This is a genomic window from Sphingobacterium multivorum, from assembly GCF_900457465.1.
GTDB lineage: Bacteria > Bacteroidota > Bacteroidia > Sphingobacteriales > Sphingobacteriaceae > Sphingobacterium > Sphingobacterium multivorum.
Map to the genome: position 1 here is coordinate 1169087 of NZ_UAUU01000009.1, position 19218 is coordinate 1188304.

At 42.4% G+C, this 19218-nt stretch carries 13 protein-coding genes, 2 tRNA genes, 2 rRNA genes and 2 pseudogenes; 13 read left to right on the forward strand and 6 right to left on the reverse strand.

Annotation, left to right across the window (positions count from 1 at the left end):
- Window positions 1–174: 174 nt before the first annotated feature.
- Window positions 175–786: pseudogene (locus DTA23_RS27810) on the reverse strand (IS4 family transposase); the annotation flags it as partial.
- Between the two features lie 84 nt (window positions 787–870).
- Window positions 871–1350, reverse strand: coding sequence for a DUF4372 domain-containing protein (locus DTA23_RS27815; RefSeq protein WP_218565401.1), 480 nt, complete (start codon window positions 1348–1350; stop codon window positions 871–873).
- 284 nt (window positions 1351–1634) lie between these two features.
- On the opposite strand from DTA23_RS27815, the gene DTA23_RS16695 reads away from it, so the two are divergent.
- Window positions 1635–2852 (forward strand): OmpA family protein, encoded by a 1218-nt coding sequence (locus tag DTA23_RS16695; protein ID WP_112375421.1) that lies wholly within the window; start codon window positions 1635–1637, stop codon window positions 2850–2852.
- A gap of 86 nt (window positions 2853–2938) precedes the next feature.
- Window positions 2939–3967 (forward strand): acyltransferase family protein, encoded by a 1029-nt coding sequence (locus DTA23_RS16700; RefSeq protein ID WP_112375422.1) that lies wholly within the window; start codon window positions 2939–2941, stop codon window positions 3965–3967.
- Between the two features lie 93 nt (window positions 3968–4060).
- Here the strand turns inward: DTA23_RS16700 and DTA23_RS16705 are convergent, their stop codons facing one another.
- From DTA23_RS16705 to DTA23_RS16710, 4 genes are all read right to left on the reverse strand, one after another.
- A complete protein-coding gene (locus DTA23_RS16705) occupies window positions 4061–5029 on the reverse strand; it encodes an amidohydrolase family protein (RefSeq protein WP_256604047.1) in 969 nt (322 codons plus the stop codon).
- A complete protein-coding gene (locus tag DTA23_RS29290) occupies window positions 4921–5250 on the reverse strand; it encodes an amidohydrolase family protein (RefSeq protein ID WP_256604049.1) in 330 nt (109 codons plus the stop codon). Before DTA23_RS29290 ends, DTA23_RS16705 begins: the two co-directional genes overlap by 109 nt.
- Complete coding sequence (locus DTA23_RS27185) at window positions 5247–5408, reverse strand: hypothetical protein (protein WP_172462441.1); 162 nt, start codon at window positions 5406–5408, stop codon at window positions 5247–5249. Before DTA23_RS27185 ends, DTA23_RS29290 begins: the two co-directional genes overlap by 4 nt.
- A 126-nt stretch (window positions 5409–5534) precedes the next feature.
- On the reverse strand, window positions 5535–6431 hold the full coding sequence (locus tag DTA23_RS16710) for a helix-turn-helix domain-containing protein (protein ID WP_112375423.1): 897 nt from the start codon (window positions 6429–6431) through the stop codon (window positions 5535–5537).
- 454 nt (window positions 6432–6885) lie between these two features.
- Between DTA23_RS16710 and DTA23_RS16715 the strand changes: the two genes are divergently transcribed.
- From DTA23_RS16715 to DTA23_RS16765, 11 genes and pseudogenes are all read left to right on the forward strand, one after another.
- Window positions 6886–9951 carry a beta-L-arabinofuranosidase domain-containing protein gene (locus DTA23_RS16715; RefSeq protein WP_112375424.1) on the forward strand — a complete coding sequence of 1022 codons (3066 nt, stop codon included), beginning with the start codon at window positions 6886–6888 and terminating at the stop codon, window positions 9949–9951.
- 151 nt (window positions 9952–10102) lie between these two features.
- On the forward strand, window positions 10103–10492 hold the full coding sequence (locus DTA23_RS16720) for a hypothetical protein (protein WP_112375425.1): 390 nt from the start codon (window positions 10103–10105) through the stop codon (window positions 10490–10492).
- A 113-nt stretch (window positions 10493–10605) separates the two neighbouring features.
- A complete protein-coding gene (locus DTA23_RS16725) occupies window positions 10606–11079 on the forward strand; it encodes an LIC11966 family surface protein (protein ID WP_112375426.1) in 474 nt (157 codons plus the stop codon).
- Between the two features lie 291 nt (window positions 11080–11370).
- Window positions 11371–12105: a hypothetical protein gene (locus DTA23_RS16730; RefSeq protein WP_146753107.1), complete on the forward strand. Its 735-nt coding sequence runs from the start codon at window positions 11371–11373 to the stop codon at window positions 12103–12105.
- A 37-nt stretch (window positions 12106–12142) separates the two neighbouring features.
- Window positions 12143–13720 (forward strand): signal peptidase I, encoded by a 1578-nt coding sequence (gene lepB, locus DTA23_RS16735; RefSeq protein ID WP_112375459.1) that lies wholly within the window; start codon window positions 12143–12145, stop codon window positions 13718–13720.
- A gap of 132 nt (window positions 13721–13852) precedes the next feature.
- Window positions 13853–14758 (forward strand): annotated as a pseudogene (locus DTA23_RS16740) (M60 family metallopeptidase).
- A gap of 981 nt (window positions 14759–15739) precedes the next feature.
- On the forward strand, window positions 15740–15979 hold the full coding sequence (locus DTA23_RS16745; RefSeq protein WP_112375428.1) for a hypothetical protein: 240 nt from the start codon (window positions 15740–15742) through the stop codon (window positions 15977–15979).
- Between the two features lie 119 nt (window positions 15980–16098).
- A 16S ribosomal RNA gene (locus DTA23_RS16750) occupies window positions 16099–17627 on the forward strand.
- Between the two features lie 121 nt (window positions 17628–17748).
- Window positions 17749–17822: transfer RNA gene (locus DTA23_RS16755), tRNA-Ile, on the forward strand.
- Window positions 17823–17833: 11 nt separating this feature from the next.
- Window positions 17834–17907: transfer RNA gene (locus DTA23_RS16760), tRNA-Ala, on the forward strand.
- 227 nt (window positions 17908–18134) lie between these two features.
- Window positions 18135–19218 (forward strand): 23S ribosomal RNA (locus DTA23_RS16765); the annotation flags it as partial.

Consider the following 19218-nt stretch of genomic DNA (forward strand, 5'->3'; position numbering starts at 1 on the left):
TATTGTATAATCTACATAAATACTAAGATAGTAAAAAGAAATCATTTTCTTGGAGCTATAATAACAGATGGACTTGTAGATGTATCATCATATGTGTCCTAAATAAATTTTAGGATTGGATTTCTGTGGTACAGGCATAGCTTTTTTCATCATTTCGATATTGACCCCTATTTTTCAATCTGCGAAGATCTTTAGCTGTCCCTTTTTTCCTTTTATAGGCGGCCTGAGAAAGGGATCATCTATCCATTGCCAGATGTTTATTTTCACGAAGATATTCATTCTGATGAATGCGACCAGATTGGACAGGTTCCAGTCATATTTGGCCTTTTTTTGTAAGTATTTTAACAGTAATATGCCAATGAGTGAAGTCCAGATCTGGATCATCACTGCATTTTCAGAAGTCCCTATTAATGTCGATACTTTTAATCGCTGCTTTAGATGCTTGAAGAAGACTTCGATATGCCAGCGTTGTTTATAGATGTTTGCCACCAAAGAAGCCTTCCACTTCGTATTATTGGTCAAAAAGTGGTACTCATTGCCAGTGGTGCTGTCCCAAGAGTGGACTAGGCGTAGCGGCTTGCCGTTGTATTTATTGCAGGCAGCACCGGATAGCTCAATGAGCTCATCCTTAAGGATCCCCTTTTCCATGAGTGCTTCACTCTGATAGGACTTGATAACCTTGTACTTCATATTAACTTTACTCCTGGTAACGAAATAACACCCCCTGCTGTCCAAATCCCCAAGCCAGCTGTAATCCACGTAGCCACGGTCCACTACCACCACGCTTCCCTTGGAAAAACTGTAACTACCGGCCCGCTGGTCTCATGTACTTTTCCATCGGTAATCTGCATAAAAACAGGTAGGCAGCCATCATAATCCAAGACAGTGTGCAGCTTTAACGGCACCTTTGGTGCTGCGAAACTTTGCCCAGTCAAATACAGATAGACATAAGGGGATGATGCTTGCATCCATCAGATATACTTTACGCTTTAGCTGACCAAGATCTTTGCGAAAATGGGTGTCCTTTTGCCAAAGCCTATCCAAAACAGAATAGTAAAGATCTTTGAAAAGTTCATGGGTACGGTGTGTGTTGATATAGGATATATTAGACTTACTTGGAGCTCTTACTACACCTAAGTGGTTCAGATTACCAGTGGTACTGCGTAGGCCGTTACTAATATCACGAACCGAATCTGCCGAGGAAAAATGACAGAAAAGCATACTGACTAGATGCGTCCAGCTGTTGATCCCTTTCTGATGTTTGTCACTTTTGTGCTTTGAAACCAAATCTTTGAATAATTCGCGGTCGATAAGAGATAAAATCTGACTAAAAACATTTAAATTTATCATGGCGGTGTGTTATAATTTTGCAATTTAAATATAGCAACTTTGCTATATCCAAACACCGCCACTTTTTAAACGTTTAGGACGCAAGTGATGTATCATTACAATTTTTTTTTAAAAAAAATTTTTTTCCAATTTAAGAACAATTTCAGTACTTTTGCGTTATTGATATTGATAATCAGAATTTTGTAAATTTGATAATGAAAAGTAAATCATATTATTAATCATTATTAATCGTTTTTTATAAAAGTCATATTTTAAAAAAATACTTATTAACTTAAATCGTCTCTATGACTAAGAAATTTTTTACACTAATTTTCGCGGTGTCTCTTTTTATTGGGGCTAAAGCCCAATCTTTTCAATTGAGAAAAGATACCACTATTGTGGAAAGTACTGATCGCTATAAATTCGAAACAAATAAATTCTTTGGTAACTGGTTTATCGGTGCCGGTGCCGGTGCTCAAATTTATTTTGGAGACCATAATGACGAGATGAAATTTGGTGATAGAATAACACCAGCCTTTAATTTTTATATTGGTAAATGGTTTACGCCTGGTATTGGTGTTCGTGCGGGGTATACGGGGTTTAAAGTAAAAGGCCTTACTCAAAATGGAAGTCATAGTGATGGTACTCCGTACAGCAAGCTTCCTTGGGAGGGGTATTGGTTGACAAACCAGGAATTTAAATACAATCATGTGCATGGTGATGCGATGTTTAATTTGATGAATATCTTTGGAGGTTATAAGCAAAACCGTTTCTACGAATTGATTCCTTATGCAGGTTTAGGCTGGATGTGGACTAAATCTGATGCTAAAAATCCACAACAACGTGAAGTGAGCGCAAACATAGGGGTTTATAACACATTTCGTCTAAGCAATTCATTCGGTCTTACATTGGACGTACGTGGTGCGATGGTGAATGATAGATTTGATGGTGAAGAGGGAGAGAGACGTAATGAAGGGCCTTTGTCTGCTACATTGGGATTGGTTTATAAATTCAAACAGAATAGCTGGAAAAAATCTGAAACCGTTACTATCGGATACGATGAGGCTCAACTTAGATCACTTGTGGATCGTGTGAATGCTTTGGCTTCGGATAATGCAGCATTGAAAACTCAATTGGCAAATGCTAAAACGGAAGTTATCACTGATATCAAAGTTGAAAATAGAGTGATCGCTGCGCCTGTATTACTTACCTTCCCAATTAATAAGAGCACGGTAAGCAACGAGGCTCGTGTGAACTTAGGATTTTTAGCTAAAGTGATCAAGCAAACAAATGCAAATGTTGTTTATACGATTACAGGTTATGCAGATAGTGGTACAGGTTCTCCGAAAACTAATGAGCGTTTGAGTAAAGAACGTGCAGAGGCAATCTATAATGTATTGGTGAAAGAATTTAATGTGAACCCTTCTCAACTAAGAACAATATACAAAGGTGGTGTGGATAATATGTACTACGATGATCCTCGATTAAGTCGTGCTGTAATTACCATAGCGGAAGGCTTGTAAAATCCTTTTAACAGATCTATAAAATCTCCTCAATAGCAATTGTAGGAGATTTTTTTATTTCAATACTTCCGCTATTTTTGTAGCCAATGTCTGAGTCCAAAAGAATTTACCAAATTGATCTGTTTCGCTTTATCGCAGCATCCGCCGTTGTATTATACCATTACTTATATCGGGGGTATGCAGCCGGAAATATGTCGCTATTGGGTTTCGATGGAGTCGGAGAATATTTTAAATATGGCTACCTGGGCGTAGACTTATTTTTTATCATCAGTGGTTTTATGATCGCTTTTTCCATTAAGCATCTTTCGTTGCGTAAGTTCTGCTATTCCCGTTTCAAGCGTTTGTATCCGATGTATTGGATTTGTTTGCTGTTGACTTTTATCGTTTCTTATTTTTGGGGCGCACCGCGTTATCATGTCACATTTACCCAACTATTAGCTAATCTGACTATGGTGCAAAAGCTATGGGGACAGGGGGATGTCGATGGCGCTTATTGGTCACTCTATGTGGAGTTGAAATTTTACCTGATCATCGCTTTATTTCTAATTCTAAATCAATTTAAAAAAATAGGTTTAGATTATCTGGTGTATTTTTGGCTGCTATTGTCCAGCCTACGCTTTTTTGTTGGGCCTTCGGAAATTTATGACGCAATCCATGAGTTCTTTTTACTCGATTGGAGTGCATACTTTATTGCTGGAATTATATTTTGTCAGATCTTTTTGCATGGAGGAAAAGTTCAGCATTTTGTGGCCCTACCTTGGTGTTTGTACATTTCCATCGATGGTGCTGTGGGACGTATTCATTGGTTGGAACGAACCTTCCACAGTGACTTTTCACCTTATATTATTGGTGCGACCATCGTTGTGTTTTACCTGCTCATGTTACTGGTTTCCTGTAAAAAACTGCAGGCGATCAATTCGTCTGGATTTGTTAAAATCGGCATGTTGACCTATCCGCTGTATTTAATCCATCAACACATCGGCTTTATTATTTTTAATCACCTGTATCTGAATAAATACCTGCTCCTTTCAGGTGTTATCATTCTTATGCTTGCCCTGGCTTATCTACTGAGCGATCGGATTGAACCGCGGATCATGAAGTATTTTAAATCATAAACAAAAGGTCCGAAGGCAATGATTACCCCGAACTTTTCTGGTTTTCATAGGAGATGTTTTTTTGCCTGAATCGTTTATTGGCTTGTCTTACGGTTAAAAAACAAGATTTCCTTGATAGATAAGTGATTTTACGGGCGATATTCTTGAAATAGCTTCCGCTGAGCAACTTGCGTCAAGGAATGCAATGTCTGCACTGTCTCCGACTTTTGGCCATTGCATATTGCCTTTGTCATCCAATGGAGTAGGGCCTGCAGTAGCAAGTTTCAGCATACGGGATAGTGCATATTCGGTAGCCTGGCCGTATACCTGAGCTGCAAGATTGGCTTTTTGTAGCACGCTACCTGTTCCGAAAGTATTCCAATGATCTACAATACTGTCATTCCCCGTCATGACTTTAACATTATTTTCCATGAGCGTCGGAATAGGCATAATCAACCCTCCAAATGGGATCGTAGAAACTATACCGATTTGTGCGGCGCCCAGTTTTTCGGCCATTTCTTGTTGTTTGGGTTTTTCCAGTCGACCAAGCACAAAACAATGGCTGAGGTAGGTTTTGCCTTTGAGAACAGGGTTCTCGTTTACTTTATTGATTAAGTATTCTACAGTTTTCAAACCGGATTCTCCAGACTCGTGTAAGTGAATGTCAAGTCCTTTGTTGTTATCCAATGCCAGTTGAACCGTAAAATCCATTGTCTTTTCAATAGCGCCATCGATGGAAAAAGGATCGACCCCACCGATAAAATCAATATTGGTTTTAGCCGCTTCCTTGAGATAAGGAACCGAATCGGTATAGAAGACACCGTGTTGTGGAAAAGCAACCAATTCAGCTCCAAATCCATTTTTCTTGTTTTCAAGTGCCAGTTGCAGATGATGTAAAGAATCTAGTTTGGATGTCGGTTCAATATTGACATGGCTACGTGCAAAGGCAGTTCCCTTGGATTGTAACAGTTCAATTAGTTTTTCTGCTTTATGGGTAGAATTTTGAGCAGTTCTGGCAAAATTTTCTGTTCTAGAGCAATCATACCCTTTACACCTCCGGGGCCACGTCTTACTGCCTGCCATTTGTCGCCATAATAGGTCTTATCCAAATGGATATGCATATCTTTAAAAGAAGGCAGCATCAAAAGTCCTTTTGCATCGATCGCATCAACACTGTTGCTGTTGGCACTGATATTTTTGATTTTGCCGTTTGCTATCTGAATGGAAAAAAGACCGGTCTTTGTTGCGGTTACATTGCCATCACCATCGTACTCAAATCCGGTTTCCAACAACACGTTTTTCAACGTATAACTTTTTTACCTTGGTAGCCGCTCAAAAGTCCTTGATGAACCACATTAGGTTGATTTTCTGCAAATAGCATTCCCGGGATAAATGTTGCACCCGCAAGAGCCAGAGCAGAGTTTCTGATAAACTCCTTGCGTGTAAGGGCCGTTGATTTCATTTGATTTCCTATTATGTTATTTTGTGACCGGAATAAAAAGTCTACCAGTCTTTTACAAAGTTACATAGCTGGTACCCTATTATTGCTGGGAGATTTCTGCCATTCTTTGTGTGATTTATCTTTTTTTCAAGTTGTTTTCAAAGGACTTGGAGTTTCCCCCACATGAATATTTTCTCTAAAGTCACTTGGACTTGCCCCCGTTTGCTGTTTAAAAAAATTTGAAAAATAAGCTTGATCTGCAAAACCCAATTCAAAGGCAATTTCTTTAATGGATCGCTCTGTGCTTTGCAAAAGACGTTTGGCTTCAATGCTGATCCGTTGGTGAATAAGTTGTGTGGCTGATATTTTCAGATGTTTTTTGCACAGTATATTCAGGTAATTGGGCGAAATATGAAGCTTTTCGGCATAAAAGGCGACGAGCTTTTGCTCCCTAAAAAATTCATCAATGAGCATATTGAACTTTGCAAGTCGTGGAACAGACTGATAGACTTTGAATTCGGTGAAGGCAGACTCGGCCTCTCGACTTACAATCGCTGCGATCACTCCCGCTCGGGCAGTTATCAATGGAATAAGTGAATTTTCTCTTTTTAACTCCTGCTTCATAGATTCAAATTCATAATGCAATTGTGCAAAAGCATCTGCGGTAAGATCAATGACGGGATGGTTTTGGTAATTGGTGAATGAAAAGCGAAAGAAAGGGGCGAAGTGCTCAAAAAAAGATCGTTCAATCATGAGTTGATAGCCTATTGTACCCGCATAGACATGCCATTTGTGCATTTGCCCCGGAAAGAGCACATGAACCTGATGGTCTTTGATGATATGGTCAATCGAATCGATCGTATGGACGCCGGATGCTTTATCGAACAGATTTATGATAAAGAAGTCATGTTTATGCGGTTTGTCGATGAGCCGTTCGCCATGCAGTTCATTAAATAGGAGTTCGTCGCGCCCTGCAGTCTGTTCCTTGCGGAAACCATCCAGACTGATCACTGGTGCCCAAATTTTTGAATTTCGTTTATCCAAAGTAGATCATATCGAATCTAAAATACAAAATACCGAGGAGTAATCGGTCATGGCGGGCTGAGTTTCCATAGGTTTGTATGGGGATCGTTATAGTGGTGTTGGTACCTGCTCTTAGTATGGGCATAGTATAGTGGTGGTGTTACCTCTGCTAGGGGACAGGAGGAGTTGTGGGCCCGTGGACGACAGTAGACTCGATGGACAGTAGTTAAAATCTGGAGAATATTGGCTAAAATAAACCTATGTATAATGATGTAGAGTCATTAATTTTATAAATGTCAAATAGACAGCAATACAGAAAATATTCTTCGATTTTGGAAGCTTATTAATAGGGATTGCTTTTCTTCTTGTTCGTCATCTGTTGAAGACAATCAAGGAAAAGGATACGGTAATAGCTTTCACCGGGCTAGAGGGTGATCTTTAAACAATAAATCATTAGCGAATAAAAGATAGCGATATGAAAAGATATACGATATATTTTGCAGCAATTCTCACAATTTTTATCAAAATGACCGCTGTAGCTGTGGCACAGGGTGGGGATCAGATCTTAGATGGTATCGGGGAGACAGGCATGGTGGCCCGCTATGTCTTTGATGGGGATTTTAAGGATTGGTCGCGCAATGGGCTACATGGTAAATTCCAGGGCACAAAAGCTTCATTTGTATCAGATAAGCAATTTACAAAGGTGCTTTATCTCGCTGGAGGAAAGGACGATTTTGTCGTACTTCCAGCGAAAGTACTCGCTGATCTCGAGTCGATCAGCATTACAGGTTGGATATATTTGCGTGCAGCGCAGTCTGGCCAGTATTTATTCGATTTTGGACAAGATATCACCAGGCATTTTGCAGGGACACCAACAGGTACAGCGCTACAAAATGGCTATATAGGGATAATCGCGCAAAAGAAGGCCGAAGTAAAAAATGCGGTCTCTTCGGCTGTGCCTTTAAACAAATGGGTGCACTTGGCCATCGTAGTTGATATTGCTACAGGGACCATGCAAACATATTTAGATGGTATGCCCGCTGGAGAAGTTAACGACATCCCACAGGAGCTGACCGAGGTTTTTGGACAGGCAGGTAGCAAGAGGACACTATACATCGGAAAATCCCTGTCGGGTGGCAATGTAAGTTTAAATGCACTGTTGCATGATTTTCGCATTTATCGTGTGCCACTGAATCAAAACCAGATCGGCATGGTGTATAGAAATTTGTTGAAGGGTGTGCGTGAAGATGTTGCTTCTAAAGGTAAGGCTGAGGATGACCTACCGCGATTTCCAATGAATAAAGCAGCGCTTTATAATGCGTTCTTAACAGGGGTTGCAGATGTCACCGTAGAAACAGCGATAGGCGAGCTGCCTCGATTGCCGAGTTATGTCGTCGGTACATATAAAGACGGTATGGTGGGACCAAAAGTGCGTGTGTTGTGGCCTGCACCAACCGACAATAGTGCCGTCGCGCAGCAAACAGCTTACACCGTCACGGGGCGTGTTCCCGGGACTGATCTGAAACCCAAAGCAATCATTGCCGTTAAAGGGCGGGCAAAGTCCAACTTGCCTAACTTAAAATTGGAAGCATTTCATTTGGATCAGGTTTCCCTTAATACGGATGTAAAGCATCATCAAACGAAGTTTATTGAAAATCGGAATAAATTCATTGATACATTGGCAAAATCGGATCCTAATTCATTCCTCTATATGTTTCGTCACGCGTTTGGGCAGAAGCAACCGGCAGGTGCGCAGCCTTTGGAAGTGTGGGACAGTCAAGATATCAAACTGCGTGGTCATGCTACAGGACATTACCTGACGGCAATTGCACAGGCGTATGCGAGCACAGGGTATGATAAAGCGCTCCAGTCAAAATTTATGGGGAAGATGGATACCATGGTCAACGTGCTTTATGCCTTGTCAAAGTTGTCGGGCGCACCGAGACAAGGGAAAGAAGCGGGGCAAGCCTATGTCGCAGATCCTGCTGCGGTACCTTATGGCCCCGGTAAATCGGCTTATGATTCTGACTTGAGTGACGAAGGAATCCGTACAGATTATTGGAACTGGGGGCTAGGTTTTATCAGTGCCTATCCCCCGGATCAGTTTATTATGCTCGAGCATGGCGCAAAATATGGCGGACAGAAGAACCAAATTTGGGCTCCTTATTATACCCTGCATAAGATCTTGGCCGGCCTGCTGGATGTTTATGAGGTAAGTGGAAATAAAAAAGCATTAGAGATCGCTCAGGGAATGGGCAACTGGGTGTATACGCGTTTAAATCAAGTCCCGACCGACACACTGATCAAAATGTGGAATACCTATATCGCCGGTGAATTTGGTGGGATGAATGAAGTGATGGCAAGGTTATATCGTATAACGGGTGAAGAGAACTATTTAAAAACCGCCCGTTTATTTGACAATATTGATATGTTCTATGGCAATGCAGCGCATGCACATGGACTGGCCAAAAATGTAGATACTTTTAGAGGGCTACATGCCAATCAGCATATACCTCAAATTGTGGGCAGCATGGAGCTATATCGGGTGTCCAATGAGCCTCAATATTATAAAATAGCGGACAACTTTTGGTATAAGGCCACCAACGATTATATGTATAGTATCGGTGGTGTGGCTGGGGCAAGAAATCCAGCCAATGCCGAATGTTTTATTAGCGAGCCGGCGACATTATATGAAAATGGATTTTCTGCAGGTGGGCAGAACGAAACCTGCGCAACCTATAACATGTTGAAATTGACAAGTGACTTGTTTATGTTCGATCAGCGCGCAGAGTTGATGGATTATTATGAACGTGGATTATACAATCACATCTTAGCTTCTGTTGCAGAAAATAGTCCGGCAAATACCTATCATGTGCCTTTACGCGCGGGATCTATCAAGCAGTTTGGAAATGCGGATATGAAAGGCTTTACCTGCTGTAATGGTACGGCTATTGAGAGCAGTACCAAATTGCAGAATACGATCTATTTTAGGAGCAAGGATGATCAGGCGCTGTATGTCAATCTGTATATTCCTTCTACTTTACATTGGACGGAACGCGGAATCAGCGTCGAGCAACAAACAAGTTTCCCGAAAGCGGATCAAACATCGCTTAAGATAAAGGGGAATGGCAAATTTGAACTTCATGTGCGGGTGCCAAGCTGGGCAACAAAGGGATTTTTTGTTGCAATCAATGGTGTCGATCAAAAAATCAAGGCTGAGCCCGGAACTTACCTGACCTTAAACCGTAGCTGGAAAGATGGCGATGTGATCAACTTAAAAATGCCATTTCAGTTTCACCTGGAGCCAGTTATGGATCAGCCCAATATTGCCAGCCTATTTTATGGGCCGATCTTATTGGCAGCCCAGGAACCTGCAGCAAGAAAAGACTGGCGTAAAGTAACCTTAAACGCCAACGATATTGCTACGTCGATTAAAGGGAATCCCGAAACATTGGAATTTTATATTGATGATGTGCTTTATAAACCGTTTTATGATACCTACGGACGTCATTCGGTTTACCTGGATGTCAGCTTAAAATAGGAGACTAGCAGTGTATTCCTAAATCTTTCCCAAATTCAAGGTATCTTTGTCAGAAACAATTGTGTGTGTAAATTGTCATTTAGAGTTGGCATATCGATGCTGTTTACAAAGGTTCTCATTGTGTTAAAGAAGGTAAGATGAAGCGGATAAAATGGCGCTGCTGGCAGAAAAGGAGGTTTTTAAGAAAGAAAAGGATTCCGCAATTTTGATCTCGGCGATTAAACTAGCAACCTATTTTTCCTATGCCGATAGTGGTAAAGCCAAGGAATGGATCGAACGTTTTTTACCTTGGGCCGATGGTCCCGAAAATAGATCCATGTTCCAATTGGCCTGCTACATCGCCGAAGCCATGAAGAACTTCGGTCCCGACGAACCTTTTATACTTGAGCTCGGCAATCAGCATAATCTTTTTCAAGGGAAAAATACCTACACCGCAAGTGAACTGGCGACCCATTATGGGAAACTAGCGGATCAACTTGCAGACCGTTTTGATCAACGCAATGGCAATCACAACTTTCGAAATCAGTTAATGTCCCTTTAGCTTGAATGGCCCCGGAAATCCCTGATTTCCGTGATGAAATCCCGATGATTTGAAGACTATCTTTGTGTAAATGAGCATTTAATGCTGAAATATAAAGAAAAAATAGATCAACAATGATTAAACAAATTATTACAGGCATGGTGACCGTAGCGGTATTGACTATGTCAAGTTGTAGTACGGGAGAAAAAGATCCTGCAGCATACAACAATTCGATCATTACTGTTATCAACAGTAGTGAAACACATGTGACGGAGATGAATGCCGCAATGAATAGTTCCGATTATACGAAAGCCGAAAAGGTACGTGCAGATTGGGAGAAATCTCTGAATGATGATATCAAGAAAGTAGAAGATCTGGGAGATTTCAAAGGCGATGCGACATTCCAAAAAGCAGTGCTTGATGGCTTAAATGGGTATAAGAAAATCGTTACGGAGGATTATCCCAAATTGATTGAGCTCCGAAAAAATAAAACACCAGATGCGACCAAAGAGTCTGCATTGCTTGACAATATTAATAAAGCGTTTGAAAATATGAGCAATGGTGTCAATAAAGCATCTACAGCATTTGAAAGTAAATATAAAAGTTAAAATCATTGCATGCGCAGTTCAGTAAGCCACATCAGCAAAAATGATGTGGCTTTGTTTTTTGCCGTGCAACTGTTGTTGCTTGAGAAACACGGGGTCCTAAAATCTCTGCGCAGTATCGTAGGAAAGCACCTAGCAAAACAAAATGCTAACAAACGTTAAAACTCCTTAGGCTGAACTTGAATTTCATATTTTTATGTAGTTTTACGTGAAGCTTGGCGGAGAGTGCCAAGTATAAGTGAATACAGTCAAAGAGTTTATGCGATCAAAAGCTATTGACAAAAACAGATTTCAATGAAAGCCATATCAATTTTAACTGCTGTGATTTTGTCTTCCTGCGCCAGTATACTAATGACAGCCAGTGCCCAGGAAGCCGCGAAAAAATTGGATTACGTAGTGCTTATGAACGCAGATACCCTTTATGGAAAAATCTCCTCCATCAAGGATCACCAACTCAAATTTGAAAATCAACAGAAAGAGAAACTAACTTTTACCCCAGATCAGGTATTTCGTGCTTACTGGGAATCAAAAAGAAAAGTCTATGCACCCTCTTATGTCGAAAATGGCTTGGAACCTGTTCAGGGAACTTCTCCACAAGTATTTCAAATAGGTCGATATTATACAGAGGAGCCAACTTTTGCTGAAGTGCTGGTTGATGGAGAAATAATGGTTTATTATGTGTCTAATTTGAATCTCGGTGGTGGCGGCGGAATGATGTTTGGTACAGGCGGTGGAGGTACGATGTTATCCATTGGAGTAAGTAAGTCTAAATATGCCTATGCATTAAAAAAGTCAACCGGTGAGGTGATTGAAATAAATAGCAATACGAATGGACTTTTTAGCAACAGCAAAAAGAAGCGTACAATTGCTTTGGGGCGTTTGATCAATGACGAACCGGAGCTATTTGCTGAGTTTGAAAATGAAAAGAAGTACGATTATGATCTTTTTATAAAGTACGTTATGCGCTACAATGAGCTTCAACTTTCCAAAACCTCTTCCGAGGAGAGAAAGAAACTTATTATTTATTGATATTTTTTTTTTACTGATTCTGCAATTAAACGAATTTATGATACTTACAATCTTTATTGTACTGACTATAATCGCAGCCTACGGCTTTTGGTTGCTCTTTGAAAAAGCAGGACGCAAAGGCTGGGAGGGAGTTGTTCCCGTCTATAGTCAGTGGATCCAATCACGTATCCTGGGCAAGAAGACCTGGCAGCTGATCCTTTTGCTGGTTCCGATCGTCAATATTTTTGTATTTTATAATCTCTACCTCGATTTTATTCATTGTTTTGGTAAAAGAAGATTTTGGGAAAACTGCGCCGCAGTACTGGTCCCTTTCATCGTTCTGCCGCTTTGGGGCAAAGATAAAAATGTGCAATTTCTAAATGGGCTATACGCCAAAAATCTGAAAGCAGCGCATGCCGAAGGTCGCGGGGCGACAAAGGAAGCTGAGTTGGAGATCGCACATCAATCTTATATGGATTATAAGAAGAAATATCCCTATAAAAAATCAATGGTGCGTGAATGGGCCGACGCGATTGTGTTTGCAACTGTCGCAGCAACGCTAATTCGTGGATTTCTATTGGAAGCATTTATGATTCCATCGGGTTCTATGCAGCAGTCTCTACTCATTGGCGATTATCTTTTTGTGAGTAAACTAAATTATGGTCCCCGCATTCCCAATACACCAATAGCCTTTCCTTTTGCACATCATACGATGCCATTAATAGGAGGGAAAGCCTTTTCTGAACTCATTAAAATTCCTTACAAACGATTGCCCGGATTTCAAGAGATCAAGCGGAATGATGTAATCGTTTTTAATGCACCTGCCGGTGATACCGTTGCTGTGGAAAATCAGGACTTGCCCTATTATGATTTGGTGCGTAGCATGGGGCGTGAAGCTGTACACCAACAATTTACGATTCAGACCCGCCCAGTAGATAAACGTGAACATTTGATTAAGCGATGTGTGGGAATGCCGGGAGATAAAATCGGTATGAAAGAAGGGGTATTGTTTGTGAACGACAAGCCAGGTTTTGTTGCTCCGGAAAGTCAAATGGATTATATTGTGATGACCGATGAGACTGGTCTGGACGAACAGCGCTTGAAAGATATGGGAATAGAAGTCTCTCCCATTCAGCCCGGCGCTTATCTCATCTTTTTAACCCAAGAACAGGCGGCAATGGTGAAATCCTGGTCCAATGTCAAATCCATGCAAATGAACTTGGAAAAACCGGGAGTTGCCCAAGCAAACACCTTTCCAAACGATCCACAATACAAATGGAACTACGATAATTTTGGCCCCTTTGTCATTCCTAAGAAAGGCATGACTATTCCTCTAAATGCACAGACCTTTCCACTCTACGAACGAGCTATCCGGGTGTATGAAAATAACCAGTTGGAAAAGAAATCGGATGGGATTTATATCAATGGAAACCGAACAGATTCCTACACCTTTAAAATGGATTATTATTGGATGATGGGCGACAATAGGCACAATTCGCTCGATGCGCGGGACTGGGGATTTGTTCCGGAAGATCATATTGTCGGAAAAGCATTGTTTACCTGGATGAGCTGGAATGCAGATGGTAATGGACTTTCCAAAATACGTTGGAATAGAATTTTTAAAGGTATCCATTAACTATATTTTGCAGCTGGCAGATGTAGCCGAATTCTATCACAAAATTTACTCAATCGATTGTGTTATTTTTGCGCAATCGGTTGACTGTTGTTCTCTCGCAGATTATTTATTGCAAACGTTATTTATCCAATTATGGACGCAAAAGGTGAGCATATTCAGACGGCTTATCCAATAGAGGCATTGAAGCAGTATGCTTATGGAAAAGGCGTGGAGCTAATTCGTAATTACGATTCACTGGTGTATAGACAACATCGCTTAATGGGATTGGAGAAGTATAATAAAGTACCGAAGAATCGTATTCTCGCGCGGGTGAACTATAATTATTACATGTTTCATGATGGTGATGGGGTTGCCTATATGGGCGATAAAGTTGGTTACGCGATGAAGATGGTGGTAACGCCGGAATCGGTGATTAAAGGAGATCTTTGCTGGGGTTTCAGTCATGAGGTGGGCCACGTACACCAGACACGTCCAATGTTTAATTGGGGTGGTTTGGGTGAGGTGAGCAACAACCTGTTCTCCTTATATGTAACACGTTCGTTTGGTAATAAAACTCGGGTTTCAGAGCAGAACAATTTTTAGAAAGCGAGGACCAATATTATTGAAAAACGAATTTCTTATTTGTCCGATCCGGATGTATTCGATCGTTTGATTCCTTTTTGGCAGTTACAGCTCTATTTTGAGGGTGAGGGAAAACGCCCCGATTTTTATGCTGATCTATTTGAGGCTTTCCGTCAGCAGAATATGAGTAAACCAAGAAGACAGCGTTCAGATTGGAGTTCAGATCGCATGATGGGTGAGCGTAATCCTGCCGTCCATCAGCTGAATTTTGTTAAAACAGCCTGCGAAGTGGCCAAATTGGATTTGACGGATTTCTTTGATAAATACGGATTCTTTTTCGTTGGTACCTTGGAATACGACGATTATGGAAAGTATACCTATGCCATGACGCAGGAAATGGTTGATGGCTGTCGTCTGGCAATTAAAAACATGAACCTACCCAAGCCTAAGGCTGATCTTACAGCATTAAGAGACTAGGATAGGTAAACTGGCGCAAATGAAGCTCCGAATCGCAGTGAATGATTCGGAGCTTCTGTGTTTAGTGAGTATAGCTTGTGGATCTCGTTATTGTCTTGACGTTTTAAAAACTGAATGAACTTCCTGTGAGAAATTCTTTCTATCCTCTTTTAAAGTGAATAAGATGTTTTTAGCTGTGATTCAATTATACCTTGATACCTACCTTATGATAGGACATAAACTTTTAGGGGAGAGGCGAGTTCTAAGTGTGTATTTATGCGTTGCTGAGCCCTAGCATTCTTTTGTGCCTTTATAGCGTGTTTTTCCGAGTTATTTTCACGAGGCGGAACCCTAGTTTTCCCTAAATGAGCCATGCTTCCCCAGTAAATAAAGAAGAGTTAAGGATGCTTTATTCTTTAGTTTAGCTTTTGTTTATATTTAGCTTAGTATTAAGTTAGGTTTAGTTTAGCTTTAACCTATACTATACCTAAACAAACTCTAACTAAACCCTAAACTAAACCTAAGTAAACAGGTAAGAAAGTATAGTTGCAAAAGAGCGTATTCCAAAACCTGTGTGCTGCCACCTTTTAGACCTTACCGATATCCGTCCGTCCCCTGTTATATCCTGCGTTGCGGTTTCTTTCCGATGCGATCTTTCCGGTGGCACAGTTTTCCGGCTTTTCCGATATTCTTCCGTCCATCAGTTGCGCGCGGCATTTCGTTCCCGGTATTGGCTGCTTATGTTTGCCGCTGCGGGCGGTGCTGAAATCCCCGGGGAGCCTTTTTCACGGTGCCTTGGGCTTCCCCGCATCCGCCCGGGCTGCCGGATCCGGCCTTCCCAGCCTTCCGATCACCTGTTTTACAAAAAGAATCTCGCACCCTTACAGGCAGTTAAGGGGAAAATGAAATAAATAAGAACAAAAGCCTTGGAAGTTTGTTAGTAAACTCCCTATCTTTGCACCACTCCGCAAGGGAGGGACGGTTACTTCGCAGGAAGAAACCATGAAAAAAAAGAAGGGTTTAACGAGAGTTGAGCGCGGAAATCGGAAAAAGAGAAAAGAAAAAAAACTTCACAAAGTTTTTGGAAGTTCAAAAAAGATTTCTACCTTTGCAGTCCCAACGGAAACGAAGGGAAAAACAAAAAAGATAAAGACGGCGCAATGCCCTCGGAATATAGCGGATACGGAAGTTGAAGCGACAAAGTTCTTTAAGAAAACACAATCATGTAAGCGTGACGAGTAGACAGACGAAAGTCGAAAGTCATGAACAAATTCAAGTAATTGTTCAATTCGATCCAAGATCAGAGATATAAAAAAAGAATTCTGATTATTATAAATAGTTGGAATCAAAAACTTCATTTTACAATGGAGAGTTTGATCCTGGCTCAGGATGAACGCTAGCGGCAGGCCTAATACATGCAAGTCGGACGGGATCCATCGGAGAGCTTGCTCGAAGATGGTGAGAGTGGCGCACGGGTGCGTAACGCGTGAGCAACCTACCTCTATCAGGGGGATAGCCTCTCGAAAGAGAGATTAACACCGCATAACATCAACAGTTCGCATGTTCGGTTGATTAAATATTTATAGGATAGAGATGGGCTCGCGTGACATTAGCTAGTTGGTAGGGTAACGGCCTACCAAGGCGACGATGTCTAGGGGCTCTGAGAGGAGAATCCCCCACACTGGTACTGAGACACGGACCAGACTCCTACGGGAGGCAGCAGTAAGGAATATTGGTCAATGGGCGGAAGCCTGAACCAGCCATGCCGCGTGCAGGACGACTGCCCTATGGGTTGTAAACTGCTTTTGTCCAGGAATAAACCTAAATACGTGTATTTAGCTGAATGTACTGGAAGAATAAGGATCGGCTAACTCCGTGCCAGCAGCCGCGGTAATACGGAGGATCCGAGCGTTATCCGGATTTATTGGGTTTAAAGGGTGCGTAGGCGGCCTATTAAGTCAGGGGTGAAATACGGTGGCTCAACCATCGCAGTGCCTTTGATACTGATGGGCTTGAATCCATTTGAAGTGGGCGGAATAAGACAAGTAGCGGTGAAATGCATAGATATGTCTTAGAACTCCGATTGCGAAGGCAGCTCACTAAGCTGGTATTGACGCTGATGCACGAAAGCGTGGGGATCGAACAGGATTAGATACCCTGGTAGTCCACGCCCTAAACGATGATAACTCGATGTTGGCGATAGACAGCCAGCGTCCCAGCGAAAGCGTTAAGTTATCCACCTGGGGAGTACGCCCGCAAGGGTGAAACTCAAAGGAATTGACGGGGGCCCGCACAAGCGGAGGAGCATGTGGTTTAATTCGATGATACGCGAGGAACCTTACCCGGGCTTGAAAGTTAGTGAAGAGTGCAGAGACGCACTCGTCCTTCGGGACACGAAACTAGGTGCTGCATGGCTGTCGTCAGCTCGTGCCGTGAGGTGTTGGGTTAAGTCCCGCAACGAGCGCAACCCCTATGTTTAGTTGCCAGCATTTAAGGTGGGGACTCTAAACAGACTGCCTGTGCAAACAGAGAGGAAGGTGGGGACGACGTCAAGTCATCATGGCCCTTACGTCCGGGGCTACACACGTGCTACAATGGATGGTACAGCGGGCAGCTACATAGCAATATGATGCTAATCTCTAAAAGCCATTCACAGTTCGGATTGGGATCTGCAACTCGACCCCATGAAGTTGGATTCGCTAGTAATCGCGTATCAGCAATGACGCGGTGAATACGTTCCCGGGCCTTGTACACACCGCCCGTCAAGCCATGAAAGTTGGGGGTACCTAAAGCATGTTACCGCAAGGAGCGTGTTAGGGTAAAACCGATAATTGGGGCTAAGTCGTAACAAGGTAGCCGTACCGGAAGGTGCGGCTGGAATACCTCCTTTCTAGAGTATCGAAGATCGGTGCTCGTCACGTTACATATGATTGCAAGAAGAAAAACATCAGAAGAAAGTGCCCGCCCCGAAAGGAGCAGGACCGAGAGAGATAGATGAACAGGAAATAGCTAGTCCCGTAGCTCAGTTGGTTAGAGCACTACACTGATAATGTAGGGGTCAGCAGTTCAAATCTGCTCGGGACTACGAAAAGTTAAGGGGAATTAGCTCAGCTGGCTAGAGCACCTGCCTTGCACGCAGGGGGTCAACGGTTCGAATCCGTTATTCTCCACATCTCCGGTGAAGTATATAAAGATATACTTCAGGATACCGGAAAAAGAGTTCTTTGACATATTGAAAGAGAAAAAAAATTACAAGAGAAGACAACAGTATAGAGACAATACGTGTATGTGTTTGATGTAGAGAGGAGACCCTCGGTGAATGCCGAACGAATCTCTGCGTAGCATATGGGTATATATATCAAAAGCAGCCGCATAGTAGCAAAAGGCTATGCCGGTGAAGAAAGTAAATAAGGGCACACGGGGGATGCCTAGGCTCTCAGAGGCGAAGAAGGACGTGATAAGCTGCGATAAGCTACGGGGATTGGCAAATGCGAACCGATCCGTAGATTTCCGAATGGGGCAACCTGACTATTTGAAGAATAGTCGTATAAAACGCGAACGCGCTGAACTGAAACATCTAAGTAGGCGTAGGAGAAGAAAATAACAATGATTTCCCAAGTAGTGGCGAGCGAACGGGAAAGAGCCCAAACCGTTTATGTTACGGCATAGACGGGGTTGTAGGACCACGACATTGTACAGCGCTATGAACTGGAAGCAGGTGGGAAACTGCGCGACAAGGGTGAGAGCCCCGTACAGGTAAAGAATGTTGACATAGTGGTATCCTGAGTACCGCGGGACCGGAGAAATCCTGTGGGAATCCACCAGCACCATCTGGTAAGGCTAAATACTCCTGAGAGACCGATAGTGAACCAGTACCGTGAGGGAAAGGTGAAAAGAACCCCGAACAGGGGAGTGAAAAGAACCTGAAACCGTGTGCTTACAAGCGGTTGGAGCAGGCAGGTCCTGTGACAGCGTGCCTTTTGCATAATGAGCCTACGAGTTACTCTTGTCTGGCAAGGTTAAGTCCTTCAGGGACGCAGCCGAAGCGAAAGCGAGTCTTAATAGGGCGCATAGTCAGATGAGGTAGACGCGAAACCTTGTGATCTACCCTTGGGCAGGTTGAAGTTGCAGTAACATGTAATGGAGGACCGAACCGATAAACGTTGAAAAGTTTCCGGATGACCTGAGGGTAGGGGTGAAAGGCCAATCAAACTGGGAAATAGCTCGTACTCCCCGAAATGTTTTTAGGAACAGCGTCGGCGTAGAGTTTGATAGAGGTAGAGCTACCGATTGGGTGCGGGGGAGTCAAATCCTACCAAATCCAGACGAACTCCGAATGCTATCAAATATAGCCGGCAGTGAGGCTTTGGGTGCTAAGGTCCAAGGCCGAGAGGGAAAGAACCCAGACCATCAGCTAAGGTCCCCAAATTCGTTCTAAGTTGAACTAACGAGGTCCGGTTGCCCAGACAGCTAGGATGTTG

What these genes read in the sequence shown, in the direction of transcription:
- DTA23_RS27815 (WP_218565401.1), bottom strand. Translation starts at nt 1,350, where the DNA reads ATGATAAATTTAAATGTTTTTAGTCAGATTTTATCTCTTATCGACCGC.
- DTA23_RS16695 (WP_112375421.1), top strand. Translation starts at nt 1,635, where the DNA reads ATGACTAAGAAATTTTTTACACTAATTTTCGCGGTGTCTCTTTTTATT.
- DTA23_RS16700 (WP_112375422.1), top strand. Translation starts at nt 2,939, where the DNA reads ATGTCTGAGTCCAAAAGAATTTACCAAATTGATCTGTTTCGCTTTATC.
- DTA23_RS16705 (WP_256604047.1), bottom strand. Translation starts at nt 5,029, where the DNA reads ATGGCAGGCAGTAAGACGTGGCCCCGGAGGTGTAAAGGGTATGATTGC.
- DTA23_RS27185 (WP_172462441.1), bottom strand. Translation starts at nt 5,408, where the DNA reads ATGAAATCAACGGCCCTTACACGCAAGGAGTTTATCAGAAACTCTGCT.
- DTA23_RS16715 (WP_112375424.1), top strand. Translation starts at nt 6,886, where the DNA reads ATGAAAAGATATACGATATATTTTGCAGCAATTCTCACAATTTTTATC.
- DTA23_RS16720 (WP_112375425.1), top strand. Translation starts at nt 10,103, where the DNA reads ATGGCGCTGCTGGCAGAAAAGGAGGTTTTTAAGAAAGAAAAGGATTCC.
- DTA23_RS16725 (WP_112375426.1), top strand. Translation starts at nt 10,606, where the DNA reads ATGATTAAACAAATTATTACAGGCATGGTGACCGTAGCGGTATTGACT.
- DTA23_RS16730 (WP_146753107.1), top strand. Translation starts at nt 11,371, where the DNA reads ATGAAAGCCATATCAATTTTAACTGCTGTGATTTTGTCTTCCTGCGCC.
- lepB (WP_112375459.1), top strand. Translation starts at nt 12,143, where the DNA reads ATGATACTTACAATCTTTATTGTACTGACTATAATCGCAGCCTACGGC.
- DTA23_RS16745 (WP_112375428.1), top strand. Translation starts at nt 15,740, where the DNA reads ATGAAAAAAAAGAAGGGTTTAACGAGAGTTGAGCGCGGAAATCGGAAA.